The following is a 21,046-nucleotide window of genomic DNA, read 5'->3' on the forward strand; positions in this document are numbered from 1 at the left end:
AGTTTGCTCCACGCCCGGCCTAGACCCTTATGGAGTCGTCGTGCTGAGGGTGAACGTCAGCGTCTTGCTGTACGTGCCCGTGCGCAGCGGCTCATTGGCCAGGATCGCCTGCGTGAACGTGATCGGCACGACCTCATTCGAGACCGGAGCCGCCCAGGTCTTCAGCGTCCCGAGGCCGCCCAGCGGGTTGGTCAGGGCGAAGGTGCCGTTGACCAGCTTGCCGGTGTTCGTCGCGCTCGGGTCGGCGACGCTCAGCGTCGCGTCACCCGCGGTCGAGATCACGGTCGCCTGCGTGGACGCCGAGTACGACTTGGCGACGCCCGGGGTGAACGTCCCGAAGCTCGCCGGAGCGCCCATCGCCAGCGACAACGTCGCCCCGACGGTGCCGCCCACGCTGCCCGGGGTGTCGGTCAGGCCGACCCCGAACGTCTTGGACTGCACCGCGGACACGTTGCCCTTGATATCGGCCGCCAGCCACTTGACCGTCGTGCGGCCGAAGCTTGAGATCGTGATGACCTCGCCCACGCTGCGGGCGCGCTGGGCGTTGTAGGTCGGCGACGCCAACGTGGGCGTGGAGCCGTCCATCGTGTAGTGGATGACCGACGGCTCATTGTCCATCGTGAACCGGAAGTTGATCGGGCTCAGCGAGTTGGTCACGCCGTCCGAGTCGATCGACGTCGACGGCGGCGTCACGTCCTTGCCGTAGTCGTACGCCGACTCCACGAGACCGAAGTTGCCGGCCGCGAACTCCAGCGCCTCGTCACGGCCCTCGTTGACGAGCGAGCCGTTGGCCGGGCAGGAGCCCTGGCCGCCGCCGGTGCCGACCGCGCCGAAGCACGGCTGGAAGCCGACCGCCGTCTGCGCCGTGCCGGTCGTGGTGGACGTGAAGCGGTCAGCGCCGGTCTCGAACGAGTAGGCGATGATCCCCTTGCGGTACCAGTGGTCGTCGGCCGAGTTGCCGGCCGCCGAGTAGAGCACGTCGGCGATCGGGCCGGTGCGCTCCGGCAGGATCACCGTGCCGCGCGAATCCTTGATCCGGCGCAGGATCTTCTCACCGGCCTGGAAGAAGTACTTCTCGATGCCGATGTTCGGCGCCGGCGCCGTCGTGCGGTTGCCGTCGTCCTTGTAGGAACCCGGCGCCCACATGAAGTAGCCGCCGTAGGAGTGGATGTTGTTGGAGAACTTGATGTTCGGGAAGTTCTCCGTGACCCACTTCTCGTTGCGCGTCTCCGGCTCGGAGTATTCGCCCGGGCCCGCGAAGGTGTCGCTCGTGCAGGTCGACGAGGCACCGAAGTACCCGTCGAAGAGCGAGTACTCGCCGCTGTTGCGGTTCATGTCGACGCCCCAGGTGTTGCGGCTGTCCGGGGCGTTCGCGCCGTTGGCCGGGCAGTAGTTCGGCAGCGTCTTGCGCTGCTGGCTCGCGTCGTACATCGAGTAGTGCGCGCCGTCCGGGTTGGAGTTCGGCGAGATGAAGACCTCGACGTTGTCCAACAGCTCCTTCGTCTGCGGGTCGGTCGCGTAGTTCTCGACCAGCTCGTGCGCCGTCTGCAGGCACGTCAGGCCCGTCGCCCACTCGCGAGCATGCTGCTGGCAGAACAGGAACACGCCCGGCTTGGTGCCATCGCGATGCGTACCGATCCGGTACAGATGCTGCTGGAACGGGCCGCGCGCGACGCTCGCCGGCGCATTGAGGAAGTCCGACAGGTTGATCCGCGCGCGCGGCTGGACGATCGAGGCGCCCGTGATCCCACGGTACGTGGCGGCCGAGAGGAGCGCGGCGGCCTCCGGCTTGGCGTTGAGGGCGGCGACGACCTGGGCGGCCGTCGAGCTCAGCGCGCCGGTCGCATCCGTCGCGAGGAAGACCTCGACGAGCTTGCCGTTGACCGCCACGCTCAGCGGCTGGTTGTTGCCCGTCTGGCTGCGGAACTCGGCCATGACCTGGTTGCCGCCGTCCTGACCGTAGTCCTTGGCCGTGAGCACGACCCCGGCGGTGGTGGTCGCCTGGACCCGGAACGTGAAGTCACCGACGTCGCCCTGGAAGCCCGAGACCTCGAACTTGTAGGTGCCCGACGTCAGGAACGCCTGGTTGATGATCTCCGGGCTGGTGCCGGTGTCGATCGACTGCAGGACGTTGCCCGCCGGGTCCTTGATGGTCAGGATGAAGTCCGTCGAGCCGGACGGGATGCCGTCCACGGTCGCGCGGACCGACGTCCCCGCGGTGGCGTTGAACGGGATCGTGGCGACCGGAGCCGCGCCAGTGATCTCGCCCGGGGCGTCGAGCAACGTGGCGCCGAGCGTGACGGTCGGGGCGGCGGTGATGGCGCCCGTCCCGTTCATGATCGCCGCCGACTTGCGCTGATAGCCCGACGTCTTCTCGGGCATGTTGACGACCGACATCAGGTTCGGATTGGCCGCGGCGAGCGCGTCCAGGTCCGCCCGGTTCTCGGTCGGGTCCATGTACTTGGTGAAGAACGGCTGGTTCTTGAAGCCCGCGACGTGCGGCGGCAGCGACGTGCCGAGCCACTCCGTGACCGGGAAGGTCTCGACGCTGGCCGCGGCGCCGCCGGCGGTCGCCGCGGTGGCGACGCGGACCGAAGTGATGGTCGCCGGGGCGTCGGCGGGAAGGCGGATCAGCTGCCGGTGGTACATGTACGTCTGCGGCGTCGGATCCGGGTCGATGAACCGGCCCATGTTGGTCGCCGCGCTATAGACGCCGTCGGCGCCCGCGTAGGACAGCGCCAGCGCCGGCCCCGTGACCGAGTTGTTGGGCGCGACCTTGGTCGACTTGTTGAACGCCTCGACGTAGATGAAGCGCGCGGTGGTCCGGCCGCCGGCCGGGCCGACGACGTCCGTGAAGGTGTTGGCGCGCTGGATGACCGTGTCGCCCGGCGTCGGGACGACGGACTGCCCCTGGAACTTCTGCCCCTTGAGGCCGTTCTCGGCGACCTGGGCGGCGAGGTTCTCGGCGTCGATCGTGAACTGGCGCTCCGCCATGCGCTGCGGACCCGTGTTCGTGTCCTCGATCGTGGCACCGATCTTGAAGCCCTTGGCTTTCAGGCCGGCCTTCTCTTCGTTGGTCACGAAGAGGTTGAGCGTGATGGTGCCGTCGTCATTGACGCGCTTGTACTCGGCGGCGTCGTGCGTGGTGACGAGCTGGTCGGCCGTGCTCTGGTTCGGCACGGTGACCTCGACAAGCGCCTCGTACGGCGTCCCATCGTCGGCTGCCCAGGCGCTCGGAGCGCCCCCGATGAACAGTGCTGACGCGCAACACAGCGCCGTCAGCGACTTCTTCCCAACCATGGGCAGTCCTCCAAGTCCGTAGACCCCAAGGCTGTCACCCGGGTGACAGCCCCTCTCCAACCGCGTATGTGAGCAGAAATGGAGAGTTCGCGCACCTTCCGGCCGTGGAGGTTCCTCCACGGCCGGATCGTGCGTCAGGTGGTGACTACGGAGTCGTCGTGCTCAGGGTGAACGTCAGCGTCTTGCTGTACGTGCCCGTGCGCAGCGGCTCATTGGCCAGGATCGCCTGCGTGAACGTGATCGGCACGACCTCATTCGAGACCGGAGCCGCCCACGTCTTCAGCGTCCCGAGACCACCGAGTGGGTTGGTCAGCGTGAACGTGCCGTTGACCAGCTTGCCCGTGTTGGTCGCGCTCGGATCGGCGACGGTGAGCGTCGCGTCACCCGCCGTGGAGATCACGGTCGCCGTGGTGGAGGCCGAGTAGGACTTCGCCACGCCCGGGGTGAACGTCCCGAAGCTCGCCGGAGCGCCCATCGCCAGCGACAGCGTCGCCCCGACCGAGCCGCCGACCGAGCCCGGGGTGTCGGTCAGGCCGACCCCGAACGTCTTGGACTGCACCGCCGAGACGTTGCCCTTGATGTCGACCGCCAGCCACTTGACCGTCGTGCGGCCGAAATTGCTGATGGTCAGGACCTCGCCCACGCTGCGAGCGCGCTGGGCGTTGTAGGTCGGCGACGCCAGCGTCGGCGTCGAACCGTCCGTCGTGTAATGGATCACCGACGGCTCGTTGTCCATCGTGAACCGGTAGTTGATCGGGCTCAGCGAGTTCGTGACGCCGTCCGAGTCGAGCGTCGTCGACGGCGGGGTGACGTCCTTGCCGTAGTCGTACGCCGACTCGACGAGTCCGAAGTTGCCGGCCGCGAACTCGAGCGCCTCGTCGCGACCCTCGTTGGCCAGCGCGCCGGAGGCCGGGCAGGAGCCCTGACCGCCGCCGGTGCCGACGCCCGCGAAGCACGGCTGGAAGCCGACGGCCGTGGCCGCGGTGCCGGTCGTGGTGGAGAGGATGCGGTCGGCGCCCGTCTCGAACGAGTAGCTGATGATGCCCTTGCGGTACCACATGTCGTCGGCCGCGTTACCGGCCGCGGAGTACAGGACGTCCGCGATCGGGCCGGTGCGCTCCGGCAGGATCACCGTGCCGCGCGAGTCCTTGATGCGCTTGAGGATCTTCTCGCCGGCCTCGAAGAAGTACTTCTCGATGCCGATGTTCGGCGCCGGCGCCGTCGTGCGGTTGCCGTCGTTCTTGTAGGAGCCGGGCGCCCACATGAAGTAGCCGCCGTAGGAGTGGATGTTGTTCGCGAACTTGATGTTCGGGAACGTCTCCGTGACCCACTTCTCGTTGCGGGTCTCCGGCTCGGAGAACTCGCTCGGGCCCTGGTAGGTCTCGCTCGTGCAGTTCGTCGACGCGCCGAAGTAGCCGTCGAACGGCGAGTACTCACCGGCGTTGCGGTTCATGTCGACGCCCCAGGTGGTGCGGGCCGCCGGATCGGAGTTGCCGTTCGGGGCGCAGTAGTTCGGCAGCGTCTTGCGCTGGACGCTCGAGTCGTACATCGAGTAGTGCGCGCCGTCCGGGTTGGAGTTCGGCGAGATGAAGACCTCGACGTTGTCCAGCAGCTCCTTCGTCCACGGGTCGGTCGCGTAGTTCTCGACCAGCTCGTGCGCCGTCTGCACGCAGGTCAGGCCGGTGGCCCATTCGCGAGCGTGCTGCTGGCAGAAGAGGAACACGCCCGGCTTGGTGCCGTCGCGATGCGTACCGATCCGGTACAGATGCTGCTGGAACGGACCGCGCGCGACACTCGCCGGCGCGTTGAGGAAGTCCGACAGGTTGGTGCGCGCGCGAACCGGGACGATGCCGGTGCCGGCGTTGCCGCGGTACGTGGTCGCCGAGAGGAGCGCTGCGGCCTCCGGCTTGGCGTTGATCGCCGCGACGACCTGGGCGGCCGTCGAGCTCAGCGCGCCGGTCGCATCCGTCGCCAGGAAGACCTCGACGAGCTTGCCGTTGACCGCCACGCTCAGCGGCTGGTTGTTGCCGGTCTGGCTGCGGAACTCGGCCATGACGGCGTTGCCGCCGTCCTGACCGTAGTCCTTGGCCGTGAGCACGACCGCGGAGGCCTGGGCCGTCGCGGCGGTGCCCGTGACGGGCTGGATCTTGAAGGTGAAGTCGCCGAGATCACCCTGGTAGCCGGAGATCTCGAAGGTGTACGTGCCGGTCACCGTGTAGGTGCGGTTCAGGACCTCCGGGCTCGTGCCCGTGTCGACCGGGTTGCCGATCTGCACGCCGTCGGGGCCCTTGAGCGTCAGGATGAGGTCCGTCGAGCCGGACGGGATGCCGTCGACCGTCGCGAGGAGGGTCTGGCCGGCCGTCGCGTTGAACGTGATCTTGGCGACCGGGTTGGCGGCCGTGATCTCGCCCGTCGTGTCCAGCAGTGGCGCGCCGGTCTGCGCGGCCGGGGCCGTGCCGATGGCGTTGGAGCCGGACATGATCGCCTGCGACTTGCGCTGGTAGCCGGAGGTCTTCTCCGGCATGTTGACGACCGACATGAGGTTCGGGTTGGCGGCCGCGAGCGCGTCGAGGTCGTTCCGGTTCTCGGTCGGGTCCATGTAGTGCGTGAAGAACGGCTGGTTCTTGAAGCCCGCGACGTGCGGCGGGAGGTCCTTGCCCAGCCACTCCGTGACCGGGAAGGTCTCGACGCTGGCGGCGGCGCCGCCCGTGGTGGCCGCGGTGGCGACGCGGACCTGCTTGAGGTCGGTCACGCCGGCGGGCAGGCGGATCAGCTGCCGGTGGTACATGTAGAAGTCCGGCGTCGGATCGGTGTCGACGAAGCGGCCCATGTTGGTGGCCGCGCCGAACACGCCGTCGGCGCCCGCGTAGGACAGGGCGAGGGTCGGCCCGGAGACCGTGGTGGTGCCCGTGACCTTCGTCGACTTGTTGAACGCCTCGACGTACAGGAAGCGCGCGGTGGTGGTGCCGCCGGACGGGCCGACGACGTCCGTGAAGGTCACGGCGCGCTGGATGACCGTGTCGCCCGGCGTCGGGACGACCGACTGGCCCTGGAACTTCTGGCCCTTGAGGCCGTTCTCGGCGACCTGCTTGGCGAGCGCCTCGGCGTCGATCGTCGCCTGGCGCTGCTCCATCCGGATCGGACCCGTGTTGGAGTCCTCGATGGTGGCGCCGATCTTGTAGCCCGCCTTCTTGAGCTGGCCACGCTCCTCGTTCGTGACGAAGAGGTTCAGCGTGATGGTGCCGTCGTCGTTGACGCGCTTGTACTCCGCGGCGTCGTAGGAGCTGACGAGCGAGTCGGCCACATCCTGATTGGCGACCGTGACTTCGACGAGCGCCTCATATGGCGTCGCGTCATCGGCCGCCCAGGCGCTTCCGGCGCCCGTCAACAACAGCGCCGACGCGCAGCAAAGCGCGGTCAGCGACTTCTTCCCGACCATGGGTAGTGCCCTCCGTCTATAGACCCGGGCTCGCCACGCGCGTGGCAGCCCCCTCTCCGGAGGCGTATCTGAGCAGAACAGTGAAGGCGCGCGCACGCATTCGGCCGTGGAGTTGTCTCCACGGCCGACGTGCGCGTCAGGTGATGACTACGGAGTGGTTGTTGACAGGGTGAACGTCAGGGTCTTCGAGTAGGTGCCCGTGCGGAGGGCGTCGGTGGCCCCGATCGTCTGCTTGAACGACAGGGTCACCGAGTCGTTGGAGACCGGCTTGTTGTAGGACAGCAGCGCCTTCGGGGCGGACGAGCCGCCGACCGGGCCGGCGGCCGCGGGCGTGCCGCCGAGGCTCGACGCGCTCGCCTGCAGCTTCTGCGGCAGGAAGAACGAGCCGTTGACCAGGTTGCCCGTGTTCGTCGTCGCCGGGTCGGAGACGCTCAGAAGGGCGTCGCCGGCGGTCGAGATGACGTTCGCGGTCGTACCGGCGGTGTAGTCCTTCGGGACGCCCGGGGTGAACGCGCCGAAGGCGACCGGAGTGCCGAGCGACAGAGCGAGCGTCGGCGCGACGGTGCCGCTGGCGCTGCCGTTCTCATCGTCGGCCGCGACCAGCAGCCGCTGCGACTTCACCGCCTCGCGGTTGCCCTTGAAGTCCTCCGAGAACCACTTGAGCGTGTAGGCGCCCGGGGTGGAGAGCGTCAGGACCTCGGCCGGACGGCGCGGACCCTGGCCGTTGTAGCACTTGGTCGAGCCGGTCGGAGCGGCGCAGTCGACCTTCTCCGGCGTCGTCCCGTCGGTCGTGTAGTAGATGACCGACGGCTCGGAGACCCAGTTGAACTTGAAGTTGATCGGGTCGCCCGAGGTCTGGGCCGAGGAGTACTCGACCGTCGTCGTCGGCGGGGTCACGTCGTTCAGGTACTCGAGCGCGCCCTGGATCTCGCCGAAGTTGCCCTCGGCGAACTCCATCGTGGAGTCATGGCCCTCGTTGACCAGCAGCGCGTTCGGCGCCGCGACGGTGCCGCACGTGCTGCCCTGGCCGCCGTTGGTGCCCGGCCCGGCGAAGCAGGGCTGGAAGCCGACCGCGGTGCGGGTGATCGCGCCCGTCGTCTGGTTGACCGAGATGCGCTGCGCGCCGGCCTCGAACGAGTAGGCGATGATGCCGCGCTTGTAGTACTGCTCGTCGGCCGAGTTGCCGGCCGCCGAGTACAGCGTGTCCGCGATCGGGCCCGTGCGCTGCGGCAGGATCACCGTGTTGCGCGAGGACTTGATGCCGGACAGGATCGTGTTGGCGACATCGAAGAAGTAGTTCTCGATGCCGATGTTCGGCGCCGTCAGGGTCACGCGGCCCGTGGCCTTGTACGCGCCCGGCGCCCACATGAAGTACCCGCCGTGGGTGTGGATGTTGTTGGCGAACTTGATGCCCTTGTACGTGTCCGCGATCCAGTGCTCGTTGCGGATCTCCGGCTCAGAGGCCTCGAACGGGCCCGAGAACGTCTCGCTCGTGCAGGACGAGCTCGCGCCGGCGTAGCCGTCGAAGATCGAGCCGATCGTGTTGTTGCGGTTGAGGTCGACGCCCCACGAGTTGCGGTTGGCGACGTAGTAGCTCGCCGTGGTCGGCGCGCAGTAGTTCGTCAGGTTCTTGCGCTGCACGCTCGAGTCGTGGAACGCGGCGTGGCCGCCGTCGGGGTTGGAGACCGGGAGGATGAAGACGTTGAGCTTGTCGACGTACTCCTTGGTCGTCGGGTCCGTGGCGTAGTTGCGGACCAGGCGCTCGGCCGTCTCCAGGCAGGTGATCGGGGTGACCCACTCACGCGCGTGCTGCTGGCAGTACAGGTAGACGCCGACCGCGTTGTTGGAGCGGTCCTTGCCGATCCGGTACACCTTCTGCTGGAACGGGCCGCGGACGACGTAGCGCGAGTCGGTGCGGACCAGCGTCGGCGGGCTGGCGGTGAAGCTGCCGGACCAGTAGACCGTGCCGCCGCGCATGTAGTCGGAGAGCTTGACCTTGGTGGACGTGTAGTTCGGTCCACCGGTCGTGCCGTCCACGACCTGATACGTGCGCGAGCCGGTCGCCGCGACGACGCCCGTGCCCGCGCTCTGCAGGTAGGTCATGGCGCTCACCAGCGCGCTCGCCGCCGGATCGGCGTTGATCGCCGCGACGACCTGCGCGGCCGTGCTGGTGATCGCGCCGGTCCCGTCCGTCGCCAGGTTGACGACGATGTCCTTGACGGGCTGCGCGATCTCGGAGATCCCGTTCGACGCGTCGGCGTCCTCGGGGTCGTGGACGCGCCACGTGCCGTCGGTCACCGTGATCGAGAGCGGCGCGTTGTTCGCGCCCGGGTTCTTGAACTCGGCGGTGATGTTGTTGCCGCCCAGGTCGCCGCGTGCCTTCGACGTCAGGTAGACCGCGCCCGCGGTCAAGGCCGCGCTCGGCGTGCCATTGCCGGCGGTGGTGCCCGCCATCATCGCCATCGCCGGACGGCCATAGCCGCCGGTCTTCTCAGGCAGGTTGATGCTCTGGATGAGGTCCGGGAACTGCGTCACGAGCGAGTCCATCCGGTTGTAGATCTCGGTCGGATCCATGTACTTCGTGATGAAGTCCTTCTGGAAGTTCGTCACGCGCGGCGGGAGCGTCTTGTTGGCCCACTCGGTGACGCCGGCCGTGTCGTTGTTGCCATTGGCGTCGGCGACGCGGACGGAGATGTCCCCGGCCGCGAGGTTCGCGTTGGCCCCGAGCAGCGCGACCAGGCCGCGGTGGTACATGTAGCGGGCGCCGGTGCCGGCGTCGGTGTCGCCGAGCTTGTTGCCGCCGATCGCGGCGTCGTTGCCGTCAGGCGTGATCGTCGAGTTGGAGAGGTTGTAGACCTGCGACGTGCCGTTGGGGCTCGTGTAGGTGAACGACATCGCCGGCCCGGTGGTGTCGCCGTGCAGCTTGTTGTGCGCCTCGACGTAGAGGAAGCGCCCCGCGTAGTTCGTGAACGTGTAGGCGCGCTGGATGACGACGTTGCCGGGGACGTTGACCGCGCCCTTGGCCTTGTTCGCCTTCGTGAGGCCGTTCTTTGCGACGTTCGCCGCGAGCGCCTCACCCTCGGCGGCGGCCGCCGTCTGCGCCTTGACCGCGAGGCGAGAGCTCTCGTCCTCGACCGTCTGGCCGATCGTGTAGCCCTCGGCGCGCAGGCGCGCCTCCGAAGCGTCGTCGACGTAGACGCCCGCCTCGTTGAGCTCACCCACGAACCCGACGTCATAGCCCTTGCCTTCCAGGGCCTCGATCGCCGCGGGCGTACCCGTGACCATCACCATGCGCGGTTCGTCTTGCGCGAACGCCGGCGCGCCCGCTCCCAACATGAGCAGCGCTGTGACCGACAGCGCTGCGACCGACCGTGGACCGACCATCCAAGCCCTCCGTGTGTATTTGGACCATCGGGTGTCACTTGGGTGACACACCTCTGAGGGCTATCTGAACAGATAGTGAAAGCGGACGTAGCGGTCCGTGAGTGGATTTGTCTACACGCTCAGAATTCGTGCTGCTTCACGATCCCGTTGACCAGGGCGACGGCGGCCAGCCGGGCCCGTTTCTGGTTCTGCGGGAGGTCGTCGAGCTCGAAGCGCTCGAAGAGCACGCGCAAGTGCGCCTTCACCGCGTCGACGGAGAGATGGATCTCGTCGGCGATGTCCTTGTTGGTCGCCGGCGCGGCGTACGCGGAGTCCTTCAGCGGGCGGCAGAGCGCGACCAGCACCTTGCGCTGGCTCTCGCTCAGCGGGACGCCGGACGCGCCCAGGCGCACGGCCGCGGTCGAGTCCGCCTCGGCGTCCGCGGGCGAGCGGAACGTGACCGGGGTCTCCCCGAAGACGATCCGGTCGCCGTCCTTCAGGCGCCGCCGCCCGTTGACCCGCTCGCCGTTGACGTAGGTGCCGTTCCGCGACAGGCCGTCGTCGACCACGATCCAGTCGCTGCCGACGGGCTCGACCTGCGCATGCAGGCGCGAGACCTCGGTGTCCCAGCCGAGCGCGACGTCGCGCTCGGCCCGCCGGCCGACCGTGACCGGGCCGGTCAGCACGAGGATCACCTGCGCGCCGCCGCCGTCGCGGTAGAGCAGGAACGGCTCGCCACGGCGCTCCGCGTCCAGGCGGGCCTTGACGTCGGCGGGCGAGGTCATACCCCGAACTTACCCCAAGGTTTCACCAACCGGGTTCCGGCAAGGTGGGCGCGGATGAGGGCTGGACTACTCGCGGCCGCATTCGCGCTCGCCGCTCCTTCACCCGCCGTTGCCGCACCCGCGCAGGTCCCTTGTACGAGCATCGGAGGCGGTCACTACGAATGTGACTGGTACCGCGCCGGCGACGGCTTCTCGGGCGGCTCGCTCGTGGTCGTCGGCACCCAGACGGTCGGCTATCTCCCGTACGGCAAGAACTGGATCATCTGCCAGCAGGTCGGCGGTGACATGCGCAACGCCGAGGGCAACAAGAACAATTGGTACGGCTACACCCAGGCCGAGAACGACAAGTTCGGCTGGGCGAGCCCGCTCGACGCGCGCGGCGGGGACGACTACGGCGCGTTCGGCGGCGGGACGCCGAACTGCAACGGCAAGTACGGCTCGCCGCCCTCGTGGAGCGGCGTGTGGGGATCGCCGCCGCCGCCCACGCCGGGCGCGACCCCGACCCCCGCTCCGGGCACCGCGCCCCAGGACGCCGACCGCGACGGCGTCGCCGCGGACGCCGGCGACTGCGACGACACCAACTCGAAGGTCTACCCGGGCGCGCCCGAGGTGGCGGGCGACGGCATCGACCAGGACTGCAGCGGCGCCGATCTCGCCGGCAAGCTGTCGGCGACCGTCGCGTTCAATTGGACCAAGCGCGGCTCGACGATCAGGGTCGACAGCCTCCGCGTGACCGAGGCGCCCGCCGGCGCGACCGTCCGCGTCACCTGCTCGACCAGGCGCAAGGGCTGTCCGAAGGAGACCACCTTCACGACCAGCGCCAAGGGCAGCGTGTCGCTGACCAAGCTCTTCCGCAAGCGGCTCCGCAACGGCGCGGTCGTCACGGTCGCGGTCTCGACGCCCAACACGATCGGACGTGTCAAGCGCTTCACGAACCGGCGCGGAAAGCTCCGTTCGCAGACGCTCTGTCTCGCTCCGGGCGCGGCGAGCCCGGCGAGATGCTGAGCGCGTAGACCATCAAGGCGAGCCCGGCCCCGCCGGGCACCGTCAGCCGCTCCCACTCGAGCTCGACGACGCCGGCCGCGGGGAGGATGAACCCCTTGCGGCCGTGCGTCTTGTCGCGCACGTCCTGCGAGCGCCACAGCGCCTCGAAGGCCGGCACGACCCGCAACTCGTCGACCAGCGCGTGCAGCCGCGCGTTGTGCGGCTCGCGCGTCGCGCCGAGCCGCAGCGCCCCCGCGGCCTCCGCCTCGACCGCCGCCGGCTCCGCCAGCCGCGCCCGATAGTCCGCGTCGGTGAACACGAGCCGCGCGATGTTCGCGTCCTCACGCAGGCCGCCGAACAGCTCGTCCGCCGCGTCGTTGAAGGCGAGCACGTCGAGGCACGCGTCGAGCACGTACGCGGGCAACGGGTCGAGCGCCTCGACGATCGCGAGCAACGCCGGCCGCACCCCGCGCGCCGCTGCGCCGCCACCCCACGCGGCCCTCGCCGCGCCCGGCCGCGCCAGCGCGACCAGCCGCTCCTCCTCGGCGGGCGTCAGCAGCAGCGCGCGCGACAGCGACGCGAGCACGCTCTCCGACGGGCGCAGCCGCCCCTGCTCGAGCCGCACCACGTAGTCGACGCTGATCGCGGCCAGCTCAGCGAGCTCCTCGCGTCGCAGGCCCGGGGTGCGCCGCGCGCCGTCCGGCGCGATCCCGACGTCCTCGGGCCGCACCCGCTCGCGCCGCGAGCGCAGGAAGGCGCCGAACTCCTCGAGCATGGGAGGAACTCTCCCATTCACAGGACGCGAGCGCGGGCGCATCGTGTGCGGCGATGACCAACACCGAGCTCATGCACCGCTACATCGCCGCCTTCAACGACGGCGACCTCGACGCGTTCGACGCGCTGATCGCGCCGGACTACGTCAACCACTCCCCCGCCACGCCCGACCCGGAGCCGGGGCCGGCCGGCCTGAAGCCGATCGTGACGATGCTGCGCGAGCAGACGCCGGACCTGCGCTTCGAGGTCCTGCGGGTCGTCGACGGCGGCGAGTACGTCGCCCTCCACACCAAGGTCCACCCGTTCGGGGTGGACCAGATGCAGATCGAAAAGGTGCGCGACGGTCAGATCGTCGAGCACTGGCGAGTGACCGGGGCCCCGGCCTAAGCCGGGGCCCCGTGAAACCTAAAGGGGCCTGACCCCTTTATCTAACGCTCGTCGTCGCCGCCGAGGTCGGCGCCGATGTCGTCGAACGAGCCGCCCGCCGGGCCGAAGCCGGCGTTGATCTCGTCGAGCTCGGTGGTGTCGAAGGCGGGGCCGAAGCCCTGCAGGCCCTCGTCGTCGCCGAGGCCGAGCTCGGCGGCGAGGTCGTCGCCCTCGAGCAGGCCGACGTCGTCGATGCCGCGGGGCAGCGGCTCGGACGGCTCGATCTCGATCGTGCGGTAGCGCTTGAGGCCGGTGGCCGCCGGGATCAGCTTGCCGATGATCACGTTCTCCTTCAGGCCCGCGAGGCGGTCGATCTTGCCCTCGAGCGCCGCGTCGGTGAGGACCTTCGTGGTCTCCTGGAAGGAGGCCGCCGAGAGGAAGGAGTCGGTGGCCAGCGAGGCCTTGGTGATGCCGAGGATGATCTCGGCGTGCAGGGCCGGCTCGCCGCCTGCGGCGATGACCTTGTCGTTGATGCGCTTGAACTCGTGCCGGTCGACGTACTGGCCCGGCAGCAGGTCCGTGTCGCCCTTCTGCTCGACGCGCACCTTCTTGAGCATCTGGCGGACGATCAGCTCGATGTGCTTGTCGTGGATGTCCACGCCCTGCGACTTGTAGACCTCCTGGACCTCCTTGACGAGGTAGACCTCGGTGTCGGTCCGCCCGCGGAGCTCGAGGAGCTCGTGCGGGTACAGGGAGCCTTCGTTGAGCTGCTTGCCGGCCTCGATGCGCTCGCCCTCGCTGACGTGCAGGCGGGTACGGCGCGGGAACGCGTACCGGTGCTCCTCGCCGGCGTCGTCGGTGATGACGATCGTGCGGGCCTTGTCGGTGTCCTCGATGGACGCCACGCCTGAGACCTCGGCGATCTTCGCCAGGCCCTTCGGCTTGCGCGCCTCGAAGAGCTCCACGACACGCGGGAGGCCGTGCGTGATGTCCGCGCCGGCGACGCCGCCGGTGTGGAACGTACGCATGGTCAGCTGCGTGCCGGGCTCGCCGATCGACTGGGCGGCGACGATGCCGACCGCGTCGCCGATCATCGCCGTCTTGCCGGTCGCCATCGCGCGGCCGTAGCACTGCTGGCACACGCCGACGGTCGCCTCGCACTTGAGCGTCGAGCGCACCGGGATCTTGATGCTGGAGCCGTTGGCCCCGGCCGAGTCCCCGAACGCCGCGACGAGCGCCGCGAGCACCTCGAGCGTGATCTCGTCGCCCTTGGGGACGATCACTTCCTTGCCGCTCTTGACGTCGAGCGCCGCCATGCGGCCGACGAGCTGGTCCTCCTGCTCACCCGTGTTCTTGAACAGCGGGACCTCGAGGTACTCCTCGGTGCCGCAGTCCTCGATGCGGATGATCACGTCCTGCGCGACGTCCACCAGACGCCGGGTCAGGTACCCGGAGTCGGCCGTACGGAGCGCCGTGTCCGCGAGGCCCTTGCGGGCGCCGTGGGTGGAGGTGAAGTACTCGATGACGTCGAGGCCTTCCATGAAGTTGGCCTTCACGGGACGCTCGATGATCTCGCCCTTCGGGTTGGCCATGAGGCCGCGCATGCCGGCGAGCTGACGGATCTGCTTGAACGAGCCACGGGCGCCGGACGAGGCCATCATGTAGATGGAGTTCAGCTCGTCCGTCTTCTGGATGTTCTCGATCATGGCGTCGGCGACCTCGTCGGTCGCGGCGTTCCACTGATCGGTGACCGCCAGATGGCGCTCCTCCTGCGTGATCAGGCCGTCCTCGTACTGCTCCTGCAGGTTGGCCACACGCTCCTCGTACTTCTTGAGGATCGCCGGCTTGCTCGGCGGCACGACCACGTCGTTCTTGGAGATCGTGATGCCGGCCTGCGTCGCGAAGCGGAAGCCGAGGTCCTTGAACGCGTCGAGCACCTGTGAGATGGCCGAAGCGCCGAAGGACTGGACCAGCGTGTCCACGAACGCCGTCGTGTCGCGCTTGCGCAGGGACTTGTTGATGAACGTGTACTGGGCGCGATCGAAGTCCTCGCCCATCGTCTCCTCGAGGGCGCGCTCGATCCGGTCGTTGAAGATGATGCGCCCGACCGTGGTGGCGATGTGGCCGCCCTCGACCCACTCGGCGCGGTAGTGCGCCGGGTCGTGCAGGCCGACGAGCTTGTGCTCGTACGCCAGCTCGGCCTCCTGGGCGGAGCGGAACACGTGGACCTTCGGCTCGTGCGTCGCCGGGTCGATCGCCTTCAGCTCGTCTTCCTCGAGCCCGTAGGTGAGGTAGTAGGTGCCGAGGATCATGTCCTGCGCAGGCGTTGCCAGCGGCGCGCCGTGCGCGGGGGACAGGATGTTGTTGGACGAGAGCATCAGCACGCGCGCCTCGGCCTGGGCCTCGGCGGAGAGCGGGAGATGCACGGCCATCTGGTCGCCGTCGAAGTCGGCGTTGAACGCGTGGCAGACGAGCGGGTGGACCTGGATCGCCTTGCCCTCGACCAGCACCGGCTCGAAGGCCTGGATGCCCAGACGGTGCAGCGTGGGGGCGCGGTTCAGGAGCACCGGGTGCTCGTGGATGACCTCTTCGAGGACGTCCCAGACCTCCGGGATCATCGAGTCGACCATCTTCTTGGCCGCCTTGATGTTCTGGACGGCCTTGCGCTCGACGAGGCGGGCCATGATGAACGGCTTGAAGAGCTCGAGCGCCATCAGCTTCGGCAGACCGCACTGGTGCAGGCGCAGCGACGGGCCGGCCACGATGACCGAGCGGCCCGAGTAGTCCACGCGCTTGCCCAGCAGGTTCTGGCGGAAGCGGCCCTGCTTGCCCTTGAGCATGTCCGAGAGCGACTTCAGGGCACGGTTGCCCGGGCCCGTGACGGGCCGGCCGCGGCGGCCGTTGTCGAACAGCGCGTCGACGGCCTCCTGCAGCATGCGCTTCTCGTTGTTGACGATGATCTCCGGCGCGCCGAGGTCCAACAGCCGCTTCAGGCGGTTGTTGCGGTTGATGACGCGGCGGTAGAGGTCGTTGAGGTCCGACGTCGCGAAACGGCCGCCGTCGAGCTGGACCATCGGGCGCAGCTCCGGCGGGATGACCGGAACGGCCTCGAGGATCATCATCTCCGGCTTGTTGCCCGAGTGCAGGAAGGCCGAGACGACCTTCAGGCGCTTGACGGCGCGCTGCTGCTTCTGGCCCTTGGCCGTGCGGACCTGGTCCTCGAGCTCGACGCGCTCGGCCTCCAGGTCGACCTGCTCGAGCAGGTCGCGGACGGCCTCGGCGCCCATGCCGCCGCGGAAGTACTCGCCCCAGCCGTACGGCGAGCCGAAGCGCTCCTTGAGCTCACGGAACAGCGTCTCGTCGTTGACGACCTGCTTGGGCGTCATGTCCTGGAACAGGTCCCAGACCTGGCGAAGGCGCTCCATGGCGTCCTCGATGTAGGCCTCGGTGTCCGTGCGGTCGGCCTCCAGGGCCTTGCGCATGTCCTTGACGTGCTTGGCGCGCTCGTCGTCCTCGAGCTTGGACGTGTTGATGTCCAGGTGCTCGGCCCAGAGGTGGTCCTCGTCGGAGAAGTTCGTCTGCGAGCCGTTGCTCAGGTACGCCTCGCGGCGCTCGAGCGACTCGTCGATCTCCTGCAGGCGCAGATTCTTCTCGGCGGCGTACTCGTCCAGCGACTCGTTGACCTTGCCGGCCAGCTCCTCGAGGTCGGCCGCGCGAGCGTCCTCGTCCACCCACGTGACCATCGAGGCCGCGAAGTAGAGGACCTTCTCGAGCTCCTTGGGAGCCATGTCGAGCAGGTAGCCGATGCGCGACGGCACGCCCTTGAAGAACCAGATGTGCGAGACCGGGGCGGCGAGGTCGATGTGGCCCATGCGCTCACGGCGCACCTTGGACCGCGTGACCTCCACGCCGCAGCGCTCGCAGACGATGCCCTTGTAGCGGACGCGCTTGTACTTGCCGCAGTAGCACTCCCAGTCCTTGGTCGGACCGAAGATGCGCTCGCAGAACAGGCCGTCCTTCTCGGGCTTGAGCGTGCGGTAGTTGATCGTCTCCGGCTTCGTCACCTCACCGGAGCTCCAGCTCCGGATCTGCTTCGAGGACGCGAGACCGATCTCAATGGCGTCGAAATTGTTGATGTCGATCACTTACTCGGTCTCCTCACCGTCGGTGGCGGCGCCGGCTTCGATGTACCCCGCGTCGGTCGCCTCGTCGTCGTCTGTCTGGCCCTCGTCGCCCTCGTTGATCTCGAGGTCTTCGCTCTCATCCGCGGCCTGGCCGTCGGTCGCGCGCACGCCCGAGAGGTCGATGCCGAGCTCCTCGGCGGCGCGCAGCAGGTCGTCGTCCTCGTCGCCCATCTCGGCGCGCGCCCCGTCGTCGGAGACGACGTTGACGTCGAGCGCCAGCGACTGCATCTCCTTCAGGAGCACCTTGAAGGACTCGGGGATCGACGGCTCGGCGATGTTCTCGCCCTTGACGATCGCCTCGTAGGCCTTCACGCGCCCGACGGTGTCGTCGGACTTGATCGTGAGCATCTCCTGCAGCGTGTAGGCGGCGCCGTAGGCCTCGAGCGCCCAGACCTCCATCTCGCCGAAGCGCTGGCCGCCGAACTGCGCCTTGCCGCCCAGCGGCTGCTGGGTGACGAGGGAGTACGGGCCGGTCGAGCGCGCGTGGATCTTGTCGTCCACGAGGTGGAGCAGCTTCAGGATGTACATGTAGCCGACGGTCACCTGCTTCTCGAACGGCTCGCCGGTGCGGCCGTTGAAGAGCTGGAGCTTGCCGCTGGCCTTCTCGCCGGCCCGCCGCTTCTCGTCGACGTCCATGCGGATCGCGCCCTTGTGCTCCTTCTGCCACTGCACGAGCGCGTTGTCGACGTCCTCCACCGTGGCGCCGTCGAAGACGGGCGTCGCGACGTAGACGCGACCGTTGTCGGACTCGGGGGCGCGCTTGAACGCCTCCGTCCCGTCGTCGTACCAGCCCTCGGCCGCGGCCCACCCGAGGTGGGTCTCGAGGATCTGGCCGATGTTCATGCGGCTCGGCACGCCGAGCGGGTTGAGGATGACGTCCACCGGGGTGCCGTCCTCGAGGAACGGCATGTCCTCCTCGGGCACGATCTTGGAGATCACGCCCTTGTTGCCGTGGCGGCCGGCGAGCTTGTCGCCCTCGGAGATCTTGCGCTTCTTGGCCACGAACACGCGGACCAGGTCGTTGACGCCCGGGGACAGGTCGTCGCCCGCCGCGCGGCTGAAGGTCTTGACGTCGATGACGACGCCGCCCTCGCCGTGCGGGACCTTGAGCGAGGTGTCGCGGACCTCGCGCGCCTTCTCCTTGAAGATCGCGCGGATCAGCTTCTCCTCGGCGGTCAGCTCGGTCTCGCCCTTGGGCGTGACCTTGCCGACGAGCAGGTCGCCGGACGCGACCTCGGCGCCGATGCGCACGATGCCGCGGTCGTCGAGGTTGCGCAGCGACTCTTCCGAGCGGTTCGGGATGTCGCGCGTGATCTCCTCGTCGCCCAGCTTGGTCGTGCGGGCGTCGATCTCGTACTCCTCGATGTGGATCGAGGTGAGCTCGTCGTCCTTGACCAGGCGGCGCGACAGGATGATCGCGTCCTCGAAGTTGTAGCCCTCCCAGGACATGAAGGCGACGCGCAGGTTCTTGCCCAGCGCCATCTCGCCCTTGTCCGAGCTCGAGCCGTCGGCGAGCAGCTGGCCCTTGACGACCTCCTGCCCGGCCTTGATGAACGGCTTCTGGTGGATCAGCGTGCCCTGGTTGGAGCGCATGAACTTCTGCAGCTCGTACTCGTCACGCCCACCGTCCTCGGTGTTGATGACGATGCGGGTGGCGTCGACGAAGTCGACCACGCCGGCGTTGCGGGCCAGCAGCAGGTCGCCCGTGTCCAGCGCCGCGCGGCGCTCCATGCCGGTGCCCACCAGCGGGGCGTCGGTCTTCAGGAGCGGCACGGCCTGGCGCTGCATGTTCGAGCCCATGAGCGCGCGGTTGGCGTCGTCGTGCTCGAGGAACGGGATCATCGCCGTCGCGACGGACCAGATCTGCTCCGGCGAGACGTCGATCAGGTCGACCTCGGCGGGCTCGACGTAGACGTACTGGCCGGCCTGCGTGCGGCAGAGGATGCTGTCGCTCAGGAGCTGACCGTCGTCGCCGACCGGCTCGGTCGCCTGGGCGATCAGCCGCTCCTGCTCCTCGGTCGCGTCGATGCGGACGATCTCGTCGGTGACCTTGCCGTCCTTGACCACGCGGTAGGGCGTGATCACGAAGCCGTACTCGGAGACCTCGGCGAAGCTCGACAGCGAGCCGATCAGGCCGATGTTCGGGCCCTCCGGGGTCTCGATCGGGCACATGCGGCCGTAATGGGTCGGGTGGACGTCGCGCACCTCGATCGGCGCGCGCTCACGCGTGAGGCCGCCGGCGCCGAGCGAGTTCAGGCGGCGACGGTGCGTCAGGCCCGACAGCGAGTTCGTCTGGTCCATGAACTGGCTGAGCTGGGAGGAGCCGAAGAACTCCTTCAGCGCGGCCACGACCGGGCGGATGTTGATGATCGTCTGCGGCGTGATCGTGTCCGCGTCCTCGGTGGTGAGGCGCTCGCGGACGACGCGCTCCATCCGGTAGAGGCCGATGCGGAAGGCCTCCTGGATGAGCTCGCCGACCGTACGCAGACGGCGGTTGCCGAAGTGCTCGTACTCGTCGAGGTGCTCCTCGACGGCCTCTCGCGGGCGCGCCATGGCCTCGGCCGCGTAGTCCTTGAGGTCCTCGTCGAGCTCCTCGGAGATGCCGAGGACGTTCGGGAGGCGGACCAGCTCGCGGACGAGCGCGATGATGTCGTCGTGCGTGAGGGTGCGGACGTCGAGGTCGATGTCCAGGCCCAGGCGCGAGTTGAGCTTGTAGCGACCCACGCGCGTGAGGTCGTAGCGCTTGGGGTCGAAGAAGAGCTGGTTGAGCAGGTTGCGGGCGTTGTCCACCGACGGCGGCTCGCCCGGGCGCTGCTTCTTGAAGAGCTCGATCAGCGCGCCCTCCTCCGAGCGCGTGACCTCGGTGTCGGCGTCGACCGTGTTGCGGATGTACAGCGAGTCGTTGAAGAGCTTGAGGATCTCCTCGTCGGTGCTGTAGCCCATCGCGCGCAGCAGGACCGTGACGGGCAGCTTGCGCTTGCGGTCGATGCGGACGTAGACGCGGCCCTTCTTGTCGATCTCGAGCTCCAGCCAGGAGCCGCGGGCCGGCATCAGGTTCGCGACGAAGACCTGCTTCTCCGGATCCTTGGGCTCCATCAGGTAGGCGCCCGGGGAACGGACCAGCTGCGTCACGACGACGCGCTCGGTGCCGTTGATCACGAAGGTGCCGCGCTCGGTCATCCACGGGAAGTCGCCCATGAAGACCGACTGCTCGCGGATCTCACCGGTCTCGCGGTTGATGAAGCCGACCGTGACGGTCAGCGGGCGCGCGTAGGTGAGGTCCTTCTCGCGGCACTCGTCGAGCGACGCGACCGGCTGATCGAACGTGAACTCACCGAACTGGACGGCCAGATTGCCGGTGTAGTCCTCGATCGGGGAGATGTCGTCGATCGTCTCCCGCAATCCGCCCCCTTCTGGATCAACCAACCAGTCGAAGGACTTCTTCTGGATATCGATCAGGTTCGGAACCTCGATCGACTTGTCGAGGCGCGCGAAGGTACGGCGCGTGCGGGAAGCATCAACAGAAGCCAAGACGGCGACTCCTCGGGGAGGTCGGGATGGAGCGGGCGAGGTGCGCGGATCGTGCCGAGGGCATACGGGCGCGACCAGCCAAGATAGCACAGGGGTAGGCGAACCCCCCGGCGAGGGGCGCTCGACGCTCACGGACCCCGCCCGGCCCGGCTCCCGTATGTGGCGGGAAGGGCGCTGTGGACGGCTGCGACTATCGGTCGAGTGGCCCGAAGGATAGCGGCGGGGTCAAGAATCCGGAAGGATGCACTGACACTCTGGACGAAGGTCCATTTAGGGCTCGTCATGGTCAAGACGAGGCCGCTCATTCCGAAGAGAGGGTG

At 68.5% G+C, this 21,046-nt stretch carries 9 protein-coding genes; 2 read left to right on the forward strand and 7 right to left on the reverse strand.

Annotated elements, in window-relative coordinates; genetic code table 11:
* Positions 1–27 precede the first annotated feature (27 nt).
* The 4 genes from G569_RS56945 to G569_RS0100655 form a co-directional block, all read right to left on the reverse strand.
* Positions 28–3,300: a M14 family zinc carboxypeptidase gene (locus G569_RS56945; RefSeq protein WP_028061974.1), complete on the reverse strand. Its 3,273-nt coding sequence runs from the start codon at positions 3,298–3,300 to the stop codon at positions 28–30.
* A gap of 145 nt (positions 3,301–3,445) precedes the next feature.
* Positions 3,446–6,739 (reverse strand): M14 family zinc carboxypeptidase, encoded by a 3,294-nt coding sequence (locus tag G569_RS56950; protein ID WP_028061975.1) that lies wholly within the window; start codon positions 6,737–6,739, stop codon positions 3,446–3,448.
* Between the two features lie 147 nt (positions 6,740–6,886).
* Positions 6,887–10,123, reverse strand: a complete 3,237-nt coding sequence (locus G569_RS56955) for a M14 family metallopeptidase (RefSeq protein ID WP_053225647.1) — start codon at positions 10,121–10,123, stop codon at positions 6,887–6,889.
* Positions 10,124–10,242: 119 nt separating this feature from the next.
* Positions 10,243–10,887 (reverse strand): FHA domain-containing protein, encoded by a 645-nt coding sequence (locus tag G569_RS0100655; protein ID WP_053225648.1) that lies wholly within the window; start codon positions 10,885–10,887, stop codon positions 10,243–10,245.
* Between the two features lie 54 nt (positions 10,888–10,941).
* Here G569_RS0100655 and G569_RS0100660 point away from each other — a divergent pair, with 54 nt between their 5' ends.
* Entirely contained in the window at positions 10,942–11,892 is a 951-nt protein-coding gene (locus G569_RS0100660) for a putative metal-binding motif-containing protein (RefSeq protein WP_084283994.1), read from the forward strand.
* On the opposite strand, the gene G569_RS0100665 is transcribed toward G569_RS0100660, so the two are convergent.
* Entirely contained in the window at positions 11,816–12,646 is an 831-nt protein-coding gene (locus G569_RS0100665; protein WP_028061978.1) for a helix-turn-helix domain-containing protein, read from the reverse strand. The two genes, G569_RS0100660 and G569_RS0100665, sit on opposite strands and share 77 nt — an antisense overlap.
* A gap of 53 nt (positions 12,647–12,699) precedes the next feature.
* On the opposite strand from G569_RS0100665, the gene G569_RS0100670 reads away from it, so the two are divergent.
* Positions 12,700–13,032 (forward strand): nuclear transport factor 2 family protein, encoded by a 333-nt coding sequence (locus G569_RS0100670; RefSeq protein WP_028061979.1) that lies wholly within the window; start codon positions 12,700–12,702, stop codon positions 13,030–13,032.
* 41 nt (positions 13,033–13,073) lie between these two features.
* Here the strand turns inward: G569_RS0100670 and G569_RS44485 are convergent, their stop codons facing one another.
* On the reverse strand, positions 13,074–17,156 hold the full coding sequence (locus G569_RS44485; RefSeq protein ID WP_053225649.1) for a DNA-directed RNA polymerase subunit beta': 4,083 nt from the start codon (positions 17,154–17,156) through the stop codon (positions 13,074–13,076).
* Positions 17,157–20,726, reverse strand: coding sequence for a DNA-directed RNA polymerase subunit beta (gene rpoB, locus G569_RS44490; protein WP_064750236.1), 3,570 nt, complete (start codon positions 20,724–20,726; stop codon positions 17,157–17,159).
* Positions 20,727–21,046 lie beyond the last annotated feature (320 nt).

This window comes from Solirubrobacter soli DSM 22325, assembly GCF_000423665.1.
Taxonomy (GTDB): domain Bacteria; phylum Actinomycetota; class Thermoleophilia; order Solirubrobacterales; family Solirubrobacteraceae; genus Solirubrobacter; species Solirubrobacter soli.

Excerpts from the sequence above, each read along its gene's own strand:
- G569_RS0100670 (WP_028061979.1), top strand. The coding sequence starts at position 12,700 with ATGACCAACACCGAGCTCATGCACCGCTACATCGCCGCCTTCAACGAC.
- G569_RS56945 (WP_028061974.1), bottom strand. The coding sequence starts at position 3,300 with ATGGTTGGGAAGAAGTCGCTGACGGCGCTGTGTTGCGCGTCAGCACTG.
- G569_RS56950 (WP_028061975.1), bottom strand. The coding sequence starts at position 6,739 with ATGGTCGGGAAGAAGTCGCTGACCGCGCTTTGCTGCGCGTCGGCGCTG.
- G569_RS0100655 (WP_053225648.1), bottom strand. The coding sequence starts at position 10,887 with ATGACCTCGCCCGCCGACGTCAAGGCCCGCCTGGACGCGGAGCGCCGT.
- G569_RS56955 (WP_053225647.1), bottom strand. The coding sequence starts at position 10,123 with ATGGTCGGTCCACGGTCGGTCGCAGCGCTGTCGGTCACAGCGCTGCTC.
- G569_RS0100660 (WP_084283994.1), top strand. The coding sequence starts at position 10,942 with ATGAGGGCTGGACTACTCGCGGCCGCATTCGCGCTCGCCGCTCCTTCA.
- G569_RS0100665 (WP_028061978.1), bottom strand. The coding sequence starts at position 12,646 with ATGCTCGAGGAGTTCGGCGCCTTCCTGCGCTCGCGGCGCGAGCGGGTG.